General features: G+C 45.0%; 13 protein-coding genes. 8 read left to right on the forward strand and 5 right to left on the reverse strand.

Annotated elements, in window-relative coordinates; all coding sequences use genetic code 11:
- Positions 1-43 precede the first annotated feature (43 nt).
- The 3 genes from MUN53_RS09850 to MUN53_RS09860 form a co-directional block, all read right to left on the reverse strand.
- On the reverse strand, positions 44-985 hold the full coding sequence (locus tag MUN53_RS09850) for a ribose-phosphate pyrophosphokinase (RefSeq protein ID WP_022457162.1): 942 nt from the start codon (positions 983-985) through the stop codon (positions 44-46).
- Positions 986-1,082: 97 nt separating this feature from the next.
- Positions 1,083-2,780: an alpha-amylase family glycosyl hydrolase gene (locus MUN53_RS09855; protein WP_243325201.1), complete on the reverse strand. Its 1,698-nt coding sequence runs from the start codon at positions 2,778-2,780 to the stop codon at positions 1,083-1,085.
- 24 nt (positions 2,781-2,804) lie between these two features.
- Positions 2,805-3,635 carry a patatin-like phospholipase family protein gene (locus MUN53_RS09860; protein WP_243325202.1) on the reverse strand — a complete coding sequence of 277 codons (831 nt, stop codon included), beginning with the start codon at positions 3,633-3,635 and terminating at the stop codon, positions 2,805-2,807.
- A 438-nt stretch (positions 3,636-4,073) separates the two neighbouring features.
- On the opposite strand from MUN53_RS09860, the gene MUN53_RS09865 reads away from it, so the two are divergent.
- The 8 genes from MUN53_RS09865 to MUN53_RS09900 all read left to right on the forward strand — a co-directional run bounded on the left by MUN53_RS09865 (position 4,074) and on the right by MUN53_RS09900 (position 14,270).
- Complete coding sequence (locus MUN53_RS09865; protein ID WP_243325205.1) at positions 4,074-6,263, forward strand: glutamine synthetase III family protein; 2,190 nt, start codon at positions 4,074-4,076, stop codon at positions 6,261-6,263.
- Between the two features lie 220 nt (positions 6,264-6,483).
- Positions 6,484-7,482, forward strand: coding sequence for a type IX secretion system protein PorQ (gene porQ, locus MUN53_RS09870; RefSeq protein WP_243325207.1), 999 nt, complete (start codon positions 6,484-6,486; stop codon positions 7,480-7,482).
- Positions 7,483-7,486: 4 nt separating this feature from the next.
- Complete coding sequence (gene cmk / locus MUN53_RS09875) at positions 7,487-8,185, forward strand: (d)CMP kinase (RefSeq protein ID WP_243325210.1); 699 nt, start codon at positions 7,487-7,489, stop codon at positions 8,183-8,185.
- Positions 8,170-9,045: a 4-hydroxy-3-methylbut-2-enyl diphosphate reductase gene (locus tag MUN53_RS09880; protein WP_022457156.1), complete on the forward strand. Its 876-nt coding sequence runs from the start codon at positions 8,170-8,172 to the stop codon at positions 9,043-9,045. Before cmk ends, MUN53_RS09880 begins: the two co-directional genes overlap by 16 nt.
- A gap of 85 nt (positions 9,046-9,130) precedes the next feature.
- Positions 9,131-10,111, forward strand: coding sequence for a 6-phosphofructokinase (gene pfkA, locus MUN53_RS09885; protein WP_243325211.1), 981 nt, complete (start codon positions 9,131-9,133; stop codon positions 10,109-10,111).
- Between the two features lie 181 nt (positions 10,112-10,292).
- A complete protein-coding gene (locus MUN53_RS09890; protein ID WP_243325213.1) occupies positions 10,293-11,282 on the forward strand; it encodes a 6-bladed beta-propeller in 990 nt (329 codons plus the stop codon).
- Positions 11,283-11,485: 203 nt separating this feature from the next.
- Positions 11,486-13,453, forward strand: a complete 1,968-nt coding sequence (locus MUN53_RS09895; protein WP_243325215.1) for a dipeptidyl peptidase 3 — start codon at positions 11,486-11,488, stop codon at positions 13,451-13,453.
- 124 nt (positions 13,454-13,577) lie between these two features.
- The gene (locus MUN53_RS09900; protein WP_243325217.1) at positions 13,578-14,270 is read left to right on the forward strand and encodes a DNA alkylation repair protein; all 693 of its coding nucleotides are present in this window, start codon (positions 13,578-13,580) and stop codon (positions 14,268-14,270) included.
- Between the two features lie 154 nt (positions 14,271-14,424).
- On the opposite strand, the gene MUN53_RS09905 is transcribed toward MUN53_RS09900, so the two are convergent.
- Entirely contained in the window at positions 14,425-20,097 is a 5,673-nt protein-coding gene (locus tag MUN53_RS09905) for an alpha-2-macroglobulin family protein (RefSeq protein WP_243325219.1), read from the reverse strand.
- Positions 20,098-20,211: 114 nt separating this feature from the next.
- A complete protein-coding gene (locus MUN53_RS09910) occupies positions 20,212-20,709 on the reverse strand; it encodes a dihydrofolate reductase (RefSeq protein ID WP_022457149.1) in 498 nt (165 codons plus the stop codon).
- Between the last annotated feature and the right edge of the window lie 6 nt (positions 20,710-20,715).

A 20,715-nucleotide genomic window follows, 5' to 3' on the forward strand; every position in this document is an offset into this window, starting at 1 on the left:
CGAAAGCGCCCGGCTCTTTTCTTTTCTTGTTATGTATCAAAACTTAGATCGTATACAAAGAACTGATAGATTCACCACTGCATACACGACGGATGGCTTCAGCAAACATGTCTGCAATAGACAAGATCTTTACTTTCTCACACTTCTTAGCATAAGGAATAGAATCGGTAAAGATCATTTCTGTCAAAGCTGACTGATCTACGCGTGTAGAAGCCGGATCAGACATTACGGCATGACTGGCAATGGCACGAACAGATTTAGCTCCGTTTTCCATCATCAGGTTAGCTGCTTTTGTGATAGTACCGGCTGTATCAACCATATCATCAACCAGCAGAACATCCAAACCTTTTACATCACCGATGATACGCATTTCGGCTACTTCGTTAGCACGCAAACGAGATTTATGACAAATTACCATCGGCAATCCTAAATATTTAGAATAGCTGCTGGCACGTTTTGTTCCACCAACGTCAGGTGTAGCGATACACAAATTGTCTAACGGCAGTTCATTCTTGATATAATCCAGGAATACACTAGAAGCATACAAGTGGTCAACCGGAACATTGAAGAAACCTTGAATCTGATCTGCATGCAAGTCCATTGTAATCAGACGGTTGATGCCGGCAGCACTCAGCATGTCTGCGATTAATTTTGCACCGATAGCCACACGTGGTTTATCCTTTCTGTCTTGACGTGCCCAACCGAAGTATGGGATAACTGCAATGATTGAATGAGCAGAAGCACGTTTGGCAGCGTCGATCATCAGGAGTAATTCCATCAGGTTGTCGGCATTGGGAAACGTTGATTGTACCAAAAATACATCACGGCCACGGATAGATTCTTCATACGAAACAGAGAATTCTCCATCTGCGAAGTGTTGAATATTCATTTGTCCCAGAGGACAACCTAAACTGTTGCAGATTTTTTCTGCCAAGTAACGGGAATTTGTACCCGAAAATACTAAGAAAGGAGTTTGTGCACTCATTATTCCGAATATTTATCTTTAGTGAATAAGTTATTTGTCTGCAAAATTACAAAACAATTACAAAAGGACAACTATCTGGTCCGAATAATATGTATTTCTAGTAAGTAAACTTCAATACTTTACCCGAACATGCCTCTAATTTCACCTTGAAAGGCCAGGCGGTTGTCAGTGTACTGATGGTTTCAGTTCCTGTAAGCAGGTCTTTCAACATGGCCGCTTCATTATCTTTTATGTCGAGTGCCTTGAATGCATCTTCCGGAATATTGACCCATACGTTTTGTTCGGAATGGGTAAAGTTGGCAACGACCAGGATGACTTCATTCTTATGTTTACGCAAGAAGGCATATTGATTCCGGTTGTTGAAGAAGCGGTTCTTTTCGTTGGTATACATCAGGTCGAAGAATGAACCTTGGGTAATGGCCGGCTCGTTCTTGGCGATGTTTAGGATGGCAGCATATTGCTGACGCAATTGTTTTTGCTTTTCCGTCAGTTTGCCTCCGTCATATTTCCCTCCGTTTTTCCAGTTGCGTAATGTCGATACACTCCAGTAATCGAAAATGGTCGTTCTGCCGTCGAGTCCGCTGAAGCCTTCTTCGTCCATGCCTCTTTCTCCTAATTCCTGTCCTGAATAGATCATCATCGGATTGGTATTCATAAGGGCCGAAACCATCAGTCCGGAAATGCCGGCCGAAGGATCTTTGGCAAAGAAATCGGAAGCCAGACGTTGCTCGTCATGATTTTCCAGGAAGTTCAACATGTGCGACTGGATTCCTTCGAGCGATTGCCAACAAGCTGGAATATTGCTGGCCGGAGCCTGTCCGCAAATAACAGCCCGCAAGGTATCGTATAAACCGACTTTATCATACAGATAATCGAAGTGTCCGTTGAAAATATAGTTTCTGTATTCTGCCGGGTTGTATACTTCTGCAATGAAAATGACCGGATAATCTTTCTTGACAAGCGGAATGGCCCATTCCCAGAATTCAACCGGAACCATTTCTGCCATGTCACACCGGAATCCGTCTATTTGTTTGCTAGCCCAGAAGCGAAGTATGTCCAGCATTTTGTGCCAGGTGTTGGGGATAGGATCAAAATACTTACTTCGGCCGTTCAGGTAGTCGACACCGTAATTTAATTTGACGGTTTCATACCAGTCGTTACAGTTGGGAAAAGCATCGAATCGGTCGTTACCTGTTGCTTTTGCGGGGAATTCGCTATATCCCAAGCCTTCATCATCGTTTGTAAACGGCAATGTCAAGGGCTGACCAGGGATATAATAGAAATTATTGTTCGGATCGAAAGCTTTCGATGTATTGTCGTTTTGTCCGAGTTCTTCGATAAAATTGTATTGGGCATCCGAATGATATTGCCGGGCTACGTGATTCGGAACAAAATCAATGATGACTTTCATTCCGGCATCGTGTGTGCGGGCAACTAATGCTTCGAATTCTTCCATTCTGTTTTCCACATGGTCGGCCAAGTCTGGGTCAATGTCGTAATAATCTTTGATGGCATACGGCGAACCGGCTTTCCCTTTTACAACGGCTCTATGGTCTTTTTGAATATGATAAGCCGTATAATCGGTTTGTGTAGCATGTTCGATTACGCCTGTGTACCAGATATGTGTGGTTCCTAGTTCTTTGATCTTACTTAATGCCAGTGGTGTGAAATCCGAAAATTTACCGACTCCGTTTTCTTCCAGGCTTCCGTTGCGGACAGGCTTAGTATTTGTATTCCCAAACCACCGGGGAAACACTTGGTAGATGATCATCTTTTCTGTTTTTCTTGATTCCATATTTGTAGAGTTTTTATTTATGATTTATGGCAGTAAGCTATTCGGATGTGAGTTTATCGCTTTGATCAGGTTCTCGTGTTTCTTTTCCTGAATAACCTTTTGGAAAGCTTTGACTGCCGCTTCGTAACCAATTTCAGAAATCAGGTTAATATTTTCCAGATCAAACGTCTTGTAAAGACCCACTTCTTTAGCTTCTATTAATATGTCACATAATTCTCTGTCTTCAATGGCATTTGCTTTGAACACATAATGATAGGTGCGTTCGGCAATATGCAAAAGGGTCTGTTTGTATCGCTGAGGAATCAATGGACTTACATTTACACCGATAACGTATTCGCATTCGTCGCGTATGGTCGAAACCGGAAAGTTCCGGAAGAGACCGCCGTCAACATAATGCACGCCGTTGATAAGAACCGGACTAAACACGATGGGCATGCAACAAGAAGCGGTTACTGCTTCGACAATAGGACCCGAACGAAATTCATGGCTGCATCCGCGATCCAGGTCGGTGGCTACGATAACTGTCGGGATCGGCAAATCCTCGATCCGCTTGCTCCGCAGGTGCCGTTTTAGGAATTCCTGAAAACGGTCGTAATTGAATAAACCGGACTTGGGAATCTGTAATTGTGCAAATTCGGAGAATTCTCTTCCGATAAACATGTTTTTGATCTCATCGGCCGAATATCCGTCGGCGAATAATACGCCCATCAGCGAGCCTGCACTTGTTCCTGAAATAATGTCGGGTTTTAATCCACTTTCTTCTAGTAGTTTGAAAACGCCCAGATGTGCAAATCCTTTGGCGCCGCCTCCGCTGAGTGCTAAACCAATCTTATAGGGTTTCGGTGTTGCTTCCATGCTTACTCCTCAATTTTTGAATCTCAACTTAAACCGGGGTCAAATATGAGACTTTTTTTACAATATCAAAAGGATTTACCCTTTTTTCTTTTGTTTTTCTCGACGGAAACTGCTGAGACAGGGACTGAGCTGGTCTGGGATAGTAGAAAAACACCCCATACAAAGGTGTGATTCCTGGATTATAAAAGAGTGGGGCTAATCGTAAATTCTTTAGTTCACGGCGTGAACTAAGTAATCCACGGCGTGAACTAAGTAATCCACGGCGTGAACTAAAGTTTTCTTCGTGATGTCTGGAAGTTTGTTCAGGCTGATCTGTAACAAAAGAAAGACGGTTGAAAACATTTGTGTGCCGTCTTCCTGACTTTCTACTTTTATCTATATTAAAATTCCAATTTCTTTCTCTAATTTTGCAGCCGAAATCATTCTAAATGGTACAATATGTCTATATTCCGCTTTAATGCAGTAGAAAAAGCTTCCAATCGGAAAGCCGTGGAAGCTAGTACTCCCGATCAGAAAGTATCGGAATATTTTGGAGAGAACGTATTCAACCGGAAGACGATGCAAAAGTATCTCTCCAAAGAAACCTTTAAAGCTTTAACACAATCTATCGATAGTGGTACACCGATTGACCGCGAAATAGCCAATCACGTTGCAGCCGGCATGAAGATGTGGGCGCTGGAAAAGGGTGTGACGCATTATACACACTGGTTCCAACCTTTGACAGACGGTACAGCCGAAAAGCATGATGCGTTTGTCGAGCACGATGGAAATGGTGGTATGATAGAAGAATTCAGCGGAAAGCTGCTGGTTCAGCAAGAACCGGATGCTTCGAGTTTCCCGAACGGCGGATTGCGTAATACGTTTGAAGCCCGTGGTTATTCAGCTTGGGATCCGTCTTCTCCTGCTTTTATAGTGGATGATACGTTGTGTATTCCGACGGTATTTATTGCTTATACCGGTGAAGCGCTCGATTATAAAACACCGTTGATCCGTTCTATCGAGGCGCTGAATATGGCAGCGACGGATGTTTGCCGTTATTTCAGTGATGATGTCAATAAGGTGATTGCTTATTTGGGTTGGGAACAGGAATACTTCTTGATTGATGAGGATTTGTATTCGGCTCGTCCGGACTTGTCTCTGACAGAAAGAACGTTGCTGGGACATGAAAGTGCCAAAAACCAGCAATTGGACGACCATTACTTTGGTGCCATTCCTTCGCGTGTGCAGGAATTTATGAAAGACCTGGAAGTGGAATGCTATAAATTAGGTATTCCGGTCAAGACACGGCATAACGAGGTGGCTCCGAACCAATTTGAATTTGCTCCGATTTACGAGGAATGTAATCTGGCTAACGACCACAACCAGTTGCTGATGTCGGTGATGAAGCGAGTAGCCCGTCGTCATAACTTCCGGGTACTGTTGCACGAAAAACCTTTCAAGGGTGTGAACGGTTCGGGTAAGCACTGTAACTGGTCGATGGGAACGAACACAGGAATCAATTTGTTCTCTCCGGGAAAGGACCGCGAAGACAACCTGCGTTTCATTACCTTTATTGTCAATACAATTACAGCCGTATATAAATACAATGCGTTATTGAAGGCAACGATTGCCTCGGCTACCAACGCTCACCGTCTGGGAGCCAACGAAGCGCCTCCTGCTATTATCTCAACTTTCCTGGGTTCTCAGATCTCGGAAATTCTGGATCGCTTTGAAAACAGTTCGATTGAAGACGCAATCGAAGTAGATGATAAGAAACGTCTGCATCTGGGCTTCGGACAGATTCCGGAATTGTTGCTCGATAATACCGACCGTAACCGTACTTCTCCGTTTGCCTTTACCGGAAACCGTTTTGAATTCCGAGCCTTGGGTTCGTCGGCCAACTGCGGATCGGCTATGTTGGCCCTGAATTCGGCCGTAGCTTATCAGCTTCGTCAGTTTAAGACCGATGTAGATTCGTTGCGTGCTCAGGGAAAGAGCAAGGAAGCGGCTATTTTCGAGGTGCTGAAAAACTATATCAAGGAATCGAAACCGATCCGCTTTGACGGAAACGGATATAGTGATGCCTGGAAAGAAGAAGCCTTGCGCCGTGGCCTGGATTGCGAGAACAGCGTTCCGTTGCAGTATGATGCTTATCTGAAACCTGATGTAATCAAGATGTTTGGCGAGACAGGCGTGTTGAGCCAGAAAGAATTGGAAGCCCGTAATGAAGTGAAATGGGAAATCTACATCAAGAAGGTACAGATCGAAGCACGTGTACTGGGTGATTTGTCGTTGAATCATATCATTCCGGTTGTTATCCGTTATCAGACAATTCTGTTGGAAAACGTCACTCGTTTGAAGGATGTCTTCTCGGAAGAAGAATATGAAACCCTTTCAGCAGAACCTCGTCGTCTGATCCGTAAGATTTCGGCCCATATTGCAGCTGTCACAACGAAAGTGGATGAAATGGTTGAGGCCCGCAAGAAAGCCAACCGGATTACCGATATGCGCGAAAAGGCAATTACTTACCATGATACGGTAGCTCCTTATCTGGATGAGATACGTGATCACATAGATGATCTGGAACTGATGGTCGATAACCAGAGTTGGCCGTTGCCGAAATATCGGGAATTGTTATTTATCCGATGATCAATATGTTTGCCATAAGCATATAAATTGGGGAATTGGTGGGATCTCTTCGGAAATTCCGCCAATTTCTTTATAAAAACCTTTCCTGACGACGAGATATTAACCGGACTTTAGCTTGGAACTTTCAGCAATAAATCACTCTCTCATATACTTTTTTACTCTTTTATCCGTTTTCTTTACATGAAATCGGCGTATCTTTGAACCCTGTTATAAAAGAAGTATGAGAAAAATCCTGTTTTTTCTGTTGATAAGCCTTTGGGCAAATACGACTTATGCGCAGTTGGGCGATGAAGCATATAGCTTTCTTCGTCTGCCTTCTTCTACCCGTGTCGGTGCGTTGGGAGGTGATAATATCTCGTTGGTGGAATGCGATCCATCATTAGGTTTCCATAATCCGGCCCTGTTGGGAAAAGAGATGGATAATATGTTGAATCTGAATTATATGAATTATATTTCGGATGTAAACATAGGAAGCGCTATTTATACCAAGGCTTTTAAGGATAAAGGAGCCTGGGGCGTGGGGGCCAGTTTCTTCAGTTACGGCAAAATTCCCGGATATAACGAAGAGAATCAGCAGACAGGTGACTTATCAGCAAAAGACATGAATATACAGGGTTTCTTTTCGTATGATTTGAGTGAGAAATGGCGCGGAGGAGTCTCACTGAAGTTCTTGTATTCTTCGATGGCCGAATATAATTCGTTCGGAATGGGTGTAGATGCCGGATTGAGTTATTATGATTCGGAGAAGAACTTTTCTTTTGGTTTCATGTTAAAGAATATCGGGGCACAGTTTAAGTCGTATTATGATGAACGGCAAAAGATGCCTTGGGACATCCAGCTGGGTATCAGCAAACGGATGGCTCATGCTCCGATACGCTTTTCGCTGACAGCCTTGTATCTGAATCGTTGGAAGTTTGATTATGTAGATGATTCGGATAAGGAATATGATGGCGATTCGTTCGCTCAAGCCTTGCTGAAGCATTTTGTCATCGGCGTGGACTGGCTTCCGTCGGATAACTTCTGGGTAGGAGTTGGGTATAATCCGAAGCGGGGAATGGATATGAAGCTGAGTGGAGGAAATGCCTTGAGCGGATTTTCGGCTGGAGCGGGTATTCATATCAAGATGTTTGATGTGAGTGCTTCATTGGCAAAATATCATCCGTCGGCTATGTCGATGATGGTTACGGTAACGACTTATATATCTGATTTCAAGTTATAAGAAGATGGAGAAAAAGATTATTATAGCAATTGATGGCCATTCGTCGAGTGGTAAAAGTACGATGGCGAAAGATTTGGCCCGTGAGATTGGTTACATTTATATTGATACCGGTGCGATGTACCGCGCAGTCACTTTGTATTGCCTGCGGAAAGGATATATTCAGGGAGATACGATTCAGGAAGAGGCGTTGAAAGCCGACTTGGATCAAATGGATATCTCGTTTCGTTATAACGCAGAGACCGGCCGACCGGATACTTATCTGAATGGAGAAAAGGTAGAAAAGGAAATCCGTAGCATGGAAGTGGCCGATAAGGTCAGTCTGATTGCTGCTTTAGGTTTTGTCCGTCGGGCCATGGTGGCAAAACAGCAGGAAATGGGTAAGGCTAAAGGTATTGTGATGGACGGACGTGATATCGGTACGGTTGTTTTCCCGGATGCAGAACTGAAAGTATTCGTTACGGCTTCTCCTGAAGTACGGGCACGCCGTCGGCTGGAAGAATTACAGGCGAAAGGGGAACAGACTACGTATGAAGAAGTATTGGCAAACGTGAAGAAGCGGGATTATATCGATTCAACCCGCGAAGAAAGTCCGTTGCGTCAGGCTCCGGATGCGTTGGTACTGGATAATTCGGAAATGACAATTCCGGAACAGAAGAAGTGGTTGCGTGATCAATTCGAAGCAGCAGTATGTTCATCGAAATAGACAGCGGATCGGGGTTCTGCTTTGGTGTGGTAAATGCCATCAGTAGTGCGGAACGGGAACTGAAGAATACAGATATCCTGTATTGTTTAGGTGACATCGTGCATAACAGTCTGGAAGTGGAACGGCTGGAAGCATTGGGGCTGCGGACCATCGATCACGAAGAATTTGCCCGCTTGAAAGGAGAGAAGGTCTTGTTGCGGGCGCATGGCGAACCGCCTTCTACCTATGATATAGCCCGACAGAATCAGATACAGATTGTAGATGCGACTTGTCCGGTAGTATTGCAATTGCAGAAGAAGATTCATCGTTGCTATCAGGAGACACGCGATACGCATACCCAATTAGTTATCTATGGTAAGAAAGGTCATGCTGAAGTAAACGGACTGGTCGGACAAACGGAAGGAACGGCCATTGTGATCGAAAAGGTAGAAGACTTGGATAAGCTCGACTTCAACCGGAACATTGCCTTGTTTTCGCAGACGACTAAATCGCTTGACGGTTTTCGGAAAGTCGTTTCAGAGATCGAGAAACGGATTTCTCCGGATGTCTCGTTCCAATATCATGATACGATCTGCCGGCAGGTAGCCAACCGGCTGCCCAATATCCAGCGTTTTGCTTCGGAACACGACTGGGTTTACTTCGTAGCTGGTAAGAAAAGCTCCAACGGAAAGATGCTTTTCGAAGAGTGTCGGAAGGCAAATCCCAATACGCAGTTCATCTCTTCAGCTGCTGAAATTACTGAACGTTTGCCGGAAGGTGTTTTGCGGGTCGGCGTTTGTGGAGCGACTTCCACACCGAAATGGCTGATGGAAGAAATTGCCGAACGGGTGAGGATTTTGAACTTACCTGCTTCGTTATGATTAAAATTATAAACATTTTCTATCTCGAAGATGTTATATTTGGCAGAATTACTAATTTTGCAGCGAACTTTAAAATTTGAATCCTATGCCAGCAATAAAGTGTGTCGGAATCTTAACATCCGGAGGTGATGCTCCGGGTATGAATGCAGCGATTCGTGCCGTGACACGTGCTGCAATTTATCAAGGTATTAAGGTGAAAGGTATTTACCGTGGTTATAAGGGTATGATCACGGACGAGATCGAAGAATTTAAAACTCAAAACGTAAGTAATATAATCCAGCGTGGAGGTACAATCCTGAAAACAGCTCGTTGTGCTGAATTCAAAACTCCGGAAGGACGTAAGCAGGCTCACGACAAGTTGATGGAACATGGCATTGATGCTTTGGTGGTGATCGGTGGAGATGGTTCTCTGACAGGTGCCCGTATCTTTGCAGAAGAATATAATATGCCGATTGTTGGTCTGCCGGGTACAATCGATAACGACTTGTATGGTACGGATGTAACGATCGGATACGATACAGCCTTGAATACAATCATGGAATGTGTCGACAAGATTCGTGATACAGCGACTTCCCACGAACGTTTGTTCTTTATCGAAGTCATGGGACGTGATGCCGGATTCCTGGCATTGAACGGAGCCATTGCTTCGGGAGCTGAAGCGGCTATTATCCCGGAAATCTCGTTGGAAAAAGACCAATTGGCCGAAATGATCGAAACAGGTTTCCGTAAGTCAAAGAACAGTAGTATCGTATTGGTGGCAGAAAGCGATGTAACGGGCGGTGCTATGGGCGTTGCTGAACGTGTGAAGAATGAATATCCGCAGTTCGATGTGCGCGTTTCTATCTTAGGACACTTGCAGCGTGGAGGTTCTCCTTCGGCACAAGACCGTATCTTGGCTACTCGTATGGGTGTAGCTGCTGTAGATGCCTTGTTGGATGGTCAGCGGAATGTAATGATTGGTATCCAAAACGATGAAATCGTCAACGTACCATTCTCAAAGGCGATCAAGAACGATAAGCCTATCAATCGTGATTTATTGGATGCTTTGCGCATCTCATCTATTTAATACGTCAATCGAATTAATTGAAAATGCAGAAAGGGGAAGTTTCTTTGGGAACTTCCTCTTTTTTATGTTGGTCAGTTATTTCTCCAATATGAAGTTTCTGAGTTATGTATCTGACAAATATACTTGCCTTTTTAACTAGGCAATCGTATATTTGTGAAATTCATTTTTAATACAGGTATTTATGAAAAACTTACATTACTTTGCTGCGGCAGTATTAGCAGCTTCCTTGTTGGTAGCTTGTCAATCGCCATCGAAAGAAGGAGAAGGAGTGATCACGGTGCCGGTTCGTACCCAATTGGCACAGCAAGACGTCATTCCGGTATCGGATGATGTGGAGAAGATTGAGTATATTCCACTGGAGACAGGCGATTCTTGTCTCGTTAGTAATATTCTTTCGATGCAAGTCAGCCGCGATTACCTTTTTATCTATAATGGAAAGACCAATCAGATCTTGCAGTTTGACCGTGCGGGTAAATTCGTGCGGACAATCGGGCGTACCGGCAACGGGCCGGGAGAATACACGCTGGTGAGCGATCTGGTAATCGACGAAGCGAATCAGCAACTTTATATCTTCTGTTATGGCGAAGCACCGCGGGTATATGGTTTTGATGGACAATATCTCTTGTCTGATACAACCCTGCAAGGCAGTACCTCGGCTGTTTTGTTGGACGGGCAACATATCGCGATGAAAGGTTTACGGATGTATCCGAATGCCTGGTTAGCCGCTTTGAAAGAGAAAGGTGGAGAAATTACGGAACAGGTCGATCCGTATGAAGCTTCATTGACCGAAGATGTCTGTTATATGGAGAATCCGATGCTTGTTCCGGCAGGGAAGTCGGCATTGGCTTTCGCAACGTGTAACGATACCGTGTTCCGCCTTTCGCCCGAAGGTATCGAACCCGCTTATTGTCTGGCACGGCAGAATCGGACGGCTTTCTATACGGATGTAGCGGATATTCGCCAACGGAAGAATAATCCGATTCAAGATACGGATTTGGATTTGTATGATTTCTTCGAGACGCCGCGTTATTTATACTTGCGTATTACGCAGGCCGGAGAAATTTACATCCAGCGTTATTCGAAGGCAGACGGAACTTGTCTTTCATGCCGTGTTCCCGAAGCCTATCTATCGTGCAGCCGAAGTATACCGGGAAATAATGCAATCGGTTGACCAACGATGTCGATCAGGGCGTTCCTTTCTGGCCTGAGTTTGCTGTGAATGGCAGGACAAGCGCTCAGGTAGTAACCTACGATCTGATCAGTGGATTGTAAGAAGAAGGATATTTGAAAGATATGCCTGATGCGTTGAAAGCATTGGGGGCGGATGATAATCCGCTTATTATCATTTATACATATAAGCAGTAATCATAAACAATGAAAGAAGAATTTTCTTACATAGTCGATCAGTTTGCCGATTTACAAATCCTGCGTTATCAGGTACCGGGATTTGAAAATCTCTCTTTGCGCCAAAAGCAGTTACTTTATCATTTATCAGAGGCTGCTTTGATGGGACGTGATATTTTATTCGATCAGAACGGTCGTTATAATCTGGTGATCCGTCGGACACTCGAGGCGGTTTATCAGTACGGGACAGTAGATAAATCATCCGTCGATTATCAAGCCTTCGAAGTCTATCTGAAGCGGATTTGGTTTGCCAATGGTATTCATCATCATTACGGAGAAGATAAGTTTATACCCGGTTTCTCGGAAGCTTTCTTCGATGCGGCAGTCCGTTCGGTAGATGTTTCTCTATTGCCGTTGAAAGCGGGAGAAACAGTTGATACCTTACTGGCCCGTTTGAAGCCGGTGATCTTTGATCCAACCGTAATGCCTAAACGTACCGTTCAAAGTGGAGATACCGACTGGATCCAGGCTTCGGCCAATAATTATTATGGTGAAGATGTTACCCAAGCTGAAGTAGAAGCTTTCTACGGGAAGATGAAGGCTGAAGGCGACAGTCGCTGTCCGCTGTCTTATGGTTTGAATAGTCGTTTGGAAAAAGAGAACGGTCAGTTAGTCGAACGGGTTTGGAAAGTAGGAGGTCTGTATTCGGAAGCCATCGAACGGATTGTGGTCGAATTGGAGAAGGCCGCCGCTTTTGCCGAGAACGAGAAACAACGGCAGATCATCGCTACGCTGATAGATTATTATCGTACCGGCGATCTTCGTACCTTCGATGCCTATTCTATTCTTTGGGTAGAAGATACCGACTCGCAAGTTGATTTCGTAAATGGTTTTATCGAAACCTATGGTGATGCCTTAGGATTGAAGGCGAGTTGGGAATCGACGGTGAATTTCCGGAACGAAGAAGCTACTCGTCGTACGCAAACCATCAGTGAGAATGCTCAGTGGTTTGAAGATCATTCGCCGGTGGATCAGCGATTCAAGAAGGAACGGGTAAAAGGTGTGAGTGCGAAGGTGATCACGGTTACGATGTTGGGAGGCGATTGTTATCCTTCTACGCCGATAGGAATTAATCTTCCGAATGCCGATTGGATTCGTCGAGACCACGGCTCGAAGTCGGTTACCATTGAGAATATTATGGAAGCTTACGACAAGGCTTCGCAGGGCAGCGGCTTTAGTGATGAGTTTGTCTGGAGCGATGAAGAACGCAATCGCATTAAGACATACGGTTTCCTGACGGATATGCTGCATACTGATTTGCATGAATGTTTGGGGCATGGTTCCGGTCAGTTGCTTCCCGACACAGATCCGGATGCCTTGAAAGCCTATGCTTCTACGTTGGAAGAAGCTCGTGCCGATTTGTTCGGTTTATATTACCTGGCCGATCCAAAAATGCAAGAGCTAGGCTTGGCTCCTGATGGAGAAGCCTTCAAAGCCGAATACTATAAATACATGATGAACGGCTTGCTTACCCAGCTGGTTCGTATTGAAGAAGGCAAGGAGGTAGAAGAAGCCCATATGCGAAACCGGCAGTTAATCGCCCGCTGGGTATTTGAACAGGGAGCAACTGATAAGGTAGTAGAACTGAAAAAGCGTGAAGGAAAGACTTTTGTTGTCATTAACGATTATCAGCAGTTGCGTGCTTTGTTCGGGAAACTTCTGGCAGAAGTTCAGCGTATCAAGAGCGAAGGCGATTATGAGGCTGGACGATCGCTGGTAGAGAACTATGGTGTCAAGATTGATCCCGTATTACATCATGAGATTCGTGAACGTTATGTCCGTCTGCATTTGTCACCTTATAAAGGATTTGTCAATCCGGTTATGCGTGAAGTAAAGGATGATTCAGGTCATGTAACCGACATTACGTTGGATTATACCGAAGGATATGCCGAACAGATGCTGCGTTACAGTCGGGATTATTCTTATTTGAGTTTGTAAGTGAAGTTTCAGTTGATAGGTTAACAAGAAACGGGTAAACAGGGTGGTTTAGTTTATAGAAAACCTTGTCAACTGGCATCTGAAACCTTGTCAACTTTAGTTATAGATTTTAGTTTATACAATTGTGGAAGATTTAAGAGATATACGAAAACAATTGCGGCTGGCGATGAATGGAGTAATCTCCACCAGCATGCGCCAGAAAGGTATGAATTATAAACTGATCTTCGGAGTTCCTATTCCGGAGATCAAACACATAGCTGCCGCACACGAACCCGATGTAGAGTTGGCTCGTGCCTTGTGGAAAGAAGATGTTCGGGAAATGAAAATCCTGGCTACTTTACTTTTCCCTGCGGGTAGTATGACGCAGGAAGAAGCTTTGGCCTGGATGCGTGAAATCCCTTATCCGGAGATTGCCGAACAATGTTGCAATAATCTTTTCCCCACGGTAGAACAACCGGATCAGTTGGCTTTAAAGTTCTTGGCCGATAAGAAAAGTCCGTTCGGACGCATGTGTGGTTTTCTGCTTTGGGCGCAATTGTTCAAGAAGAATCTGGCAGTCGAAAAGAGTCGGGTAGAAGCCTTTTTGGCTGAATGTACGTGTACGATACATCCGGATGTAGAGGCAGGAGCAACAGAATCTTCCTGGCAAGAGAAACAGGCCGCGGTACAGGCTTTAAAGTTCTTCGGTCGTCTTTCTTCTGCAAATGCTCAGGATGCTTTATCGGTTATTGCAGAAGACGGGCAACCTGAAACGGAAGAATTAAAAGCCTATTACGATGATCTGCAATTTGAGTTTGCTTATTATGAGGAAAAGTAAATGAGTCTTGGGTGAAAGAGTGGCTTACTTTTACCGTAAGCCCCAATCATTCCCCGAAGAAATAAACGAGAATCGGAAATGTTTCCCTTTGGATTCATTTTCGATTCTCGTTTGTTTTGAAAGGCTATGCCGTAAGAATAGCCGGTGTCTGCGATTATTCAGTTACCAGGAGTCGGTTGCCTTCGGTGTGACTGATGAACTCGGGTGCATACAAGCATTGAATGGTGCTGATGCCGCCGGTGTATGAACCACTCCGGGAGACAACAACCGGATATTCCAATACAAACGTACCTTGTGGCAGATGTTCGATATAGATGTTCTCAGAAAGATCTTTCGATGAACGGTAATACCAGATGCCATCCCGGTATTGGCTGCCGGAAAGCGCTTGGGTTGGTTCGAAACAACCGGCACGCAAGTCTTTCAGGAATACGTATTCCATATCACGATCGGAACGGATGGTCAGACGGACGATGACTTTATCTCCCACTTTCAACGGTTGTTCTTCGGTTACCGGACGAATTTCTCTCTTACCTGATTCGTCCGTTTCCACAAACAGTTTCTTCTCTACATTCAATACGCCCTTTTGCTTCTCTACTTCGTCTAAGGGTGCAAAATACTGGATATAGATGGAACCCCAAGCCGGAGCCTTTCCGCTTTTCTGGATATGGACAACCGGACTCTTCACGGATGTAAGCTGGGTGATTGTTGGATTCACTTTTAGATAACCGGTGCCTGTTTCACCATCAGTGGTGCTCCAAGTCGTATCATTCAGACGGATGTGGCAGACATTCGTTTCTTCTATCCACGAATTACCTGTCAGTAACAAGGCATAGACGGCATTTTGTGTTGCCGGAACTGATTCCCAGTTTTGGGTTCGCTTCTGATTCAACAGCCATTGTTTCATTCGGTCGGTCTGTTCCTGATTCGGATCGGTCTGCTGGAAAAGAGCCATGATCAGACAATGCGTCTCAATGGCACTCCGGTTAGATGCAAACGTGTTCCGGTTGTTAGCCCAATACATACCTTTCTCGGCATGATCGGTTGCCGTCTTTCGGAACCACGCAACGATATCCTGTGTCGTTTCTTTCTTTCCGTTTTGATACATGAGCCAGGCTATGGCTGCCCTGCTGTACAATCCGTATTCTTTCCAGTTCGTTTCTGCCTGCCGGGTGTAGTAACGGATGGCTTCGCGGGCTTCACCCAATTCCGGAATATCCCGATAGAAACTGCGGACAAACAGATATTCTACTTGTTCGTCGCTTGGAATAGCTGTAGGTTCTCCTTTTATCTTCAACAGTTGTTCGTAATCTTCCTGTATGGACTGATCCAGAAAACGAAGCGCTTTCATCTGCATTTCCTTTTCTGCCTGGTTGTAGGATACGGCATTCAACTGAATGAGTTGTGCCATCCCTTTCAGGATCTGTAAGGTGATATGCCGGCTGGCAGGCATACCTTTCATCCAGCTCCAGCCACCATTCGGAAGCTGTTGTTTCAGTAATTGCTGCAAGGCTTCTTCCCGTACTTGGGCAGTCCGGTTGGTATCAAACAGCAATTGCAGGCGCTGTTTCTGTTCGGTCTCGTTAGCAGCATCCATCACCCAAGGTGTTTCTTCCAATAAGATTGTCTTCAGTTCCTCGTTCTTTTCCAAGTTGGAAAGAAGCGTTTCCGCATTTTCTCCGGCCGCTTTCCAGCGATCAATAACCTGTTTGATGCGCGGATGAGCCTGAGCGATATAAGCAGATAACGTATTGCTGTAATAAACGCTGAACCACGAGAGGATATCTTCCTGTTTCGGCTCGTTTAATGTTGACAAGGCTTGCACGGCATACCAGATCGGATTACTGCTGACTTCGAAAGTGATCCGGTACGGATTCGTCAGGGCTTGTTTCGGAAGCTTGATGGCCAGTTCCTTTTTATCCGTCAGATAGAAAGGAATACTTTCTGTAATCAGTGTCTGGTTCGGGAGAACAGGCAGCAGATGCTGTTCACCGTCACTGCCGGCTGCACTGACTGCCTGAATACGACAACCCACTACACCCAGTTTATCCCAGTCTTTTACCTGGAAGTTCCATTGTATCGTTCCAGTTTCATCAGCTGTCAGCGAGAACGGCTTCTCTATCTGCAACAAGATTTCTTCGGTCTCCGGATTGAATAATTCCAGTTTGGCCTTTCCTTGGATAGCTTCCGCCATCTGGTTGATGATCTGTGTTGAGATAACGGCTTCATCTCCATTTCTCAGGAAGCGGGGTAAATAGGGAGAAACCATTATCGGCTTACTGGTGACGGCTTCTTTCGACAGATACCCGTATTTCAGGTCTTTGGTCTGTGCCAGTAATTGCAGTTTCCAGGTAGTATTACTTTCCGGAACGGTAAAGTTGAAGGAAACATGTCCGGTCTCATCGGTCTGTAATACAGGATAAAAGAACGCCGTTTCGGCAAAGTTCTCCCGGAAGGAAACGGTTTCTGTCTGGGCTGGTGCCGGAGCTGCGATGGCTTCTTCTGCCATGACGGTATTCGTACTGCTTACTTCCGGTTCACTCAATACGGCACTGTCTTCGGTTATTTGTAAGACTTCGGTAACATTGGCAGCTGATTTAGCCATAGTGCCGCGTAGCTTCAGTCCACCTGTCAAGGATCTGGTCGACGATGCTGCATAGAACCGCAGATTCTGTTGCAGCATTTCCGTCCAGGCCTGGTACATCTGGTCGTAACTGTAAGCCGGAACATCTTGCAAAGACAGTTCTGCGTATTGTGAACGGTTCTGGGTCTGGAAAGAAAGTCCGGTCTGGAAATAGTTTCTCCAGAGAGATACGTGCCGCTGAGGTGTGAAATACCAGTGGAAAGGCAGGATCTGATCTAAAGAAGCATCATACATACTGGCCAGGACTTCTGCCTGAACAGCCGAAGAATCGGCATCTACCAGTCGGAATTTCCAGTATTCCTGACTTCCCGGTAACAGATGATCCCGGAATGTTTCCGTATGGAATGTCAGTTTCCGCTCCGGTTCTTTCCGAATGATGGAACAGCTATTACTATACAGCTTGCCACCTTTGACGAAAGAGAAAGAAGCGGTCATGCCTTCGCCATACGATTCCTGGTACAATACCGGGAATGCCCGGTTCTCATTCCGCATGGAAACGAGTTCCCGATGAATACGGGTTCCGTTGGCGGCAAAGAGTTCATATATGATGTATGCCGGACTTTCGGAAGTACCGAAATAGACATCGATGGTTTCTCCTGGAAGTGCCTCATAATTTCCTTCCGGCATCCAGGAAGATATAAATACCGGCATGTGGCGATCTTGCAGACTGTATAAAATGAAATCACCTTCAGCTTTTACTTTCACTCCTTTCTGATCCATCGAGTTGACTTGTAAGCGATAGCGTCCGGATGCCAGATTCTTGAAGGCATCCGTAAGGGTTTGATCCGTAGAGAAAGGTCCGACGGCCAAAATCGAATCCGTCTCGTAAGTGATTGAACCACTCTTCGGCTCTTTCTTCTCAGTCAGTTTATAGAGGGTATAAGAACCTTGTGCCTTTACCTTTTCTCCGTTGAGGGTTTGTGCGATGACTTTCGCTTCGGCTTTTTCCTTTTCCAGCCAGTAATTGAGTTGAAGAGAAAGCACGATGCCTGCATCTCCTACCGAGAAGACATACGATGTCTCTTGTGTTTCGCCTTTACTGTCGGTCAGGCGTGCCTTTACTTCATACGACTGGCAAACCGGGCGGTTGGAATCGGTCTGCTCTCTTTCCGGAATAAAGGTGAATTGGAATTGCCCTTTCTGATTAACATCGGCTGTTCCTTGGGCTACTTGTTCATAACTTTGGTTATATGGATTAGGCATATATGCCCGTAACCAGAAGGGACGGCGGGTGATGGTCCATTCTACTTTCCCTTCTTGCAACGCTACGCCTGAGAACGATTCGGCTTTTCCCAGAATCTGCACTTCATTTCCGAAGCTGACTTCCTCTTTTATCGGTTCGATATCCAGTCGGAACGAAGGACGTTTATATTCTTCTACGCGGAAAGATGCAGAGGCTTTATCTGTTACCAGAGTAAAGTTCCCGTTCAATCCTTGTTGAGGTAAAGTGAATTCACCATGGAAAGAACCAAAAGCGTTGGTCGTAAATTCTTTCCGGGCGATTTCCTTGTAATTGGCATCGCGCAGGGATACCGAAATTGTTTCACCTTCGTTGGCTGTTAACTGCTTTTTATCGTCTGTATAGACAATTCCCTTGAAGGCCACTGTTTGTCCCGGTCGGTAAATACCCCGGTCTGTAAACAGGGAAACATACGTTTGCGACTTGTTGCCGGTCATCTGTCGGTATGAAGCCGAAATACCTGTCAGCAAAGCCGCTGTATCCTGAGGCAGAACCGGACGGACTGCATCAATCTGATTCCGGTTTTTAACGGCAAGCAAAGCAAATCCCTTTGCATCGGTCTTGACAGTTACCAGTTCTTTTACTTCCCATTGCATGGTAGTATTGTAACAGATCACCGGAATATCCGCCAGCGGTTTCCCCGTTTCAAAGTCGGTTACGAACACTTCCTGTATACCTTCCGCATTCGGACGATAGGTAAGAGCTAAGCGACTTACACTAAACGGCGCACGGTTTGTCAGACTTTTATCGGTTGTGGATACTTCATACATAAACAAGCCCGGTTGTTCCATCGGAATAAGCAAGGTTGTATCTTTTGTCAGCAAAGGAGAAACCTGAGGCAAATGGACGGTCATCTCTTTGACGAGCTTTCCGTAGTAAGCCGTATTGTCTTTGCTTCCCTGACGTAAGGCCGTTACCGTAGCAGCCTTGTTTTGATATACTTTCACCCGGAGTTCCGTTACATGCTTATAGCGGATTTTGAGTTCTTGTTCTTTTCCCGGATAAACCTGATTCTTATGCTGGATAGAGATAGAGGCTTGTTCCATCCGTTCGATAGCATTCTTGAACTCATTAGCCCGTGGATAAGCAGCAAAGGCCTGAGCTTGCTGCTGGCAGAAGTCATAAACGATTTGACGTACCGAATCCTGCTGGGCATTATTCTGATAATAATATGGTTCTTGCTGTAACCAATCCAGACGGTTCAGTTGTATTTCCAGCTGGGATTCCGGATCAGTCGTATGAGTTAATAACGAATCGAGTGACTGTTTGTACGTACTTCTTGTTTTCTCTCCTTTCCGGTATTGGTATTGCAGGTAATCCAAAGCTACTAAAGTTTCGGCTTTTGGATTCACTTGTGTCTTGCGGAATTGTAACCACGTTTGATAATAGGTATCGTCAGCCTGTATGTCGATCGCCCGTTGCAACAGGAAATCATATAAGGTTGGGCGCAATGTCCGGGCGTCCTTTCCTAATTCCATCACCTGGGCATATTTTTCGGCCGGTGTGTTCTGAAGTGTCTGAATTGGAGATAAAGACTGCTTCAGTTCTTCCTTTATCTTTTCTTCAAACAGGTTGGCTGTCCATTCCCGTATGTCTTCCGGCACATAACCTTGTAACGGTGTACGTTGGTGAATCGTCCATCCATTTTGGTTATAATAGGACTGATACATTTCGGCCAGCAATGAATGTAAGAGGGATGCGGTAGCCGAATCCTGAACCTGTAAGGTATATTCGGTCGTTTCCTGAATCAGATCCGGAAACTTATCCACATCTTTTTCCAGTTCATCGTGCATTTTTTGCACAAGCGTCTGAATGACTTCCGACGGACTTTTATCTTTCGGAATCGAAAACCCGGAACTTGTTTCCTGACGGGCAGCTGCATAATAGGCCGTTAAGGCAGCAGCCGGGATTAATAGGACGGAAATAAAAAATGCTCTTATCTTCATATCTTATCTATTTAAAGCTTCGCCCCAAGTGCGAAACCAGAATTTCTCTCTTTATATATAAGATACGAAGTAAGAGCAAAAAGTTGTAAAGAGTGTGTTAAATTCGAGTAAAACTTATGCTTTACGAACGTATGTCAGGAAAGTATAAGGATAAGCGTTCTTCTCGTCTGCCGGAAATTCCTGCCTATCTACTTCTTCCCATAAGTCCCAGTTCACTACCGGGAAGAAAGCATCTGCATTTTCAAACTCATGATGAACACGCGTGATATACATTTTGTCTGCTTTACTTAATGCCTGGCGATATACCAAGGCTCCTCCGATAATGAATATCTCATCTTCCTTTTCGCACAAGTCTAATGCGTCGCGCATGGACTCGCAGGCGAAACAGTTTACAAATCCTGCTTCAGGAAGAGAGGTAAGTACTACATTTTTACGATCTGGCAACGGACCGTTGGGCAGTGACTCGAATGTCTTTCTTCCCATAATAATGGCATGACCGGTTGTCAATTCCTTAAAATGCTTCATGTCGGCCGGTAAATGCCACAGAAGCTGCTGATTCTTGCCAATAGCGTTGTTGTCGGCTATGGCAGCGATAATAGAAATAGTACTCATAGTATA

The organism is Parabacteroides faecalis, assembly GCF_022809355.1.
Classification (GTDB): Bacteria; Bacteroidota; Bacteroidia; order Bacteroidales; family Tannerellaceae; genus Parabacteroides; species Parabacteroides faecalis.

What these genes read in the sequence shown, in the direction of transcription:
- MUN53_RS09850 (WP_022457162.1), bottom strand. Translation starts at nt 985, where the DNA reads ATGAGTGCACAAACTCCTTTCTTAGTATTTTCGGGTACAAATTCCCGT.
- MUN53_RS09855 (WP_243325201.1), bottom strand. Translation starts at nt 2,780, where the DNA reads ATGGAATCAAGAAAAACAGAAAAGATGATCATCTACCAAGTGTTTCCC.
- MUN53_RS09860 (WP_243325202.1), bottom strand. Translation starts at nt 3,635, where the DNA reads ATGGAAGCAACACCGAAACCCTATAAGATTGGTTTAGCACTCAGCGGA.
- MUN53_RS09865 (WP_243325205.1), top strand. Translation starts at nt 4,074, where the DNA reads ATGTCTATATTCCGCTTTAATGCAGTAGAAAAAGCTTCCAATCGGAAA.
- porQ (WP_243325207.1), top strand. Translation starts at nt 6,484, where the DNA reads ATGAGAAAAATCCTGTTTTTTCTGTTGATAAGCCTTTGGGCAAATACG.
- cmk (WP_243325210.1), top strand. Translation starts at nt 7,487, where the DNA reads ATGGAGAAAAAGATTATTATAGCAATTGATGGCCATTCGTCGAGTGGT.
- MUN53_RS09880 (WP_022457156.1), top strand. Translation starts at nt 8,170, where the DNA reads ATGTTCATCGAAATAGACAGCGGATCGGGGTTCTGCTTTGGTGTGGTA.
- pfkA (WP_243325211.1), top strand. Translation starts at nt 9,131, where the DNA reads ATGCCAGCAATAAAGTGTGTCGGAATCTTAACATCCGGAGGTGATGCT.
- MUN53_RS09890 (WP_243325213.1), top strand. Translation starts at nt 10,293, where the DNA reads ATGAAAAACTTACATTACTTTGCTGCGGCAGTATTAGCAGCTTCCTTG.
- MUN53_RS09895 (WP_243325215.1), top strand. Translation starts at nt 11,486, where the DNA reads ATGAAAGAAGAATTTTCTTACATAGTCGATCAGTTTGCCGATTTACAA.
- MUN53_RS09905 (WP_243325219.1), bottom strand. Translation starts at nt 20,097, where the DNA reads ATGAAGATAAGAGCATTTTTTATTTCCGTCCTATTAATCCCGGCTGCT.
- MUN53_RS09910 (WP_022457149.1), bottom strand. Translation starts at nt 20,709, where the DNA reads ATGAGTACTATTTCTATTATCGCTGCCATAGCCGACAACAACGCTATT.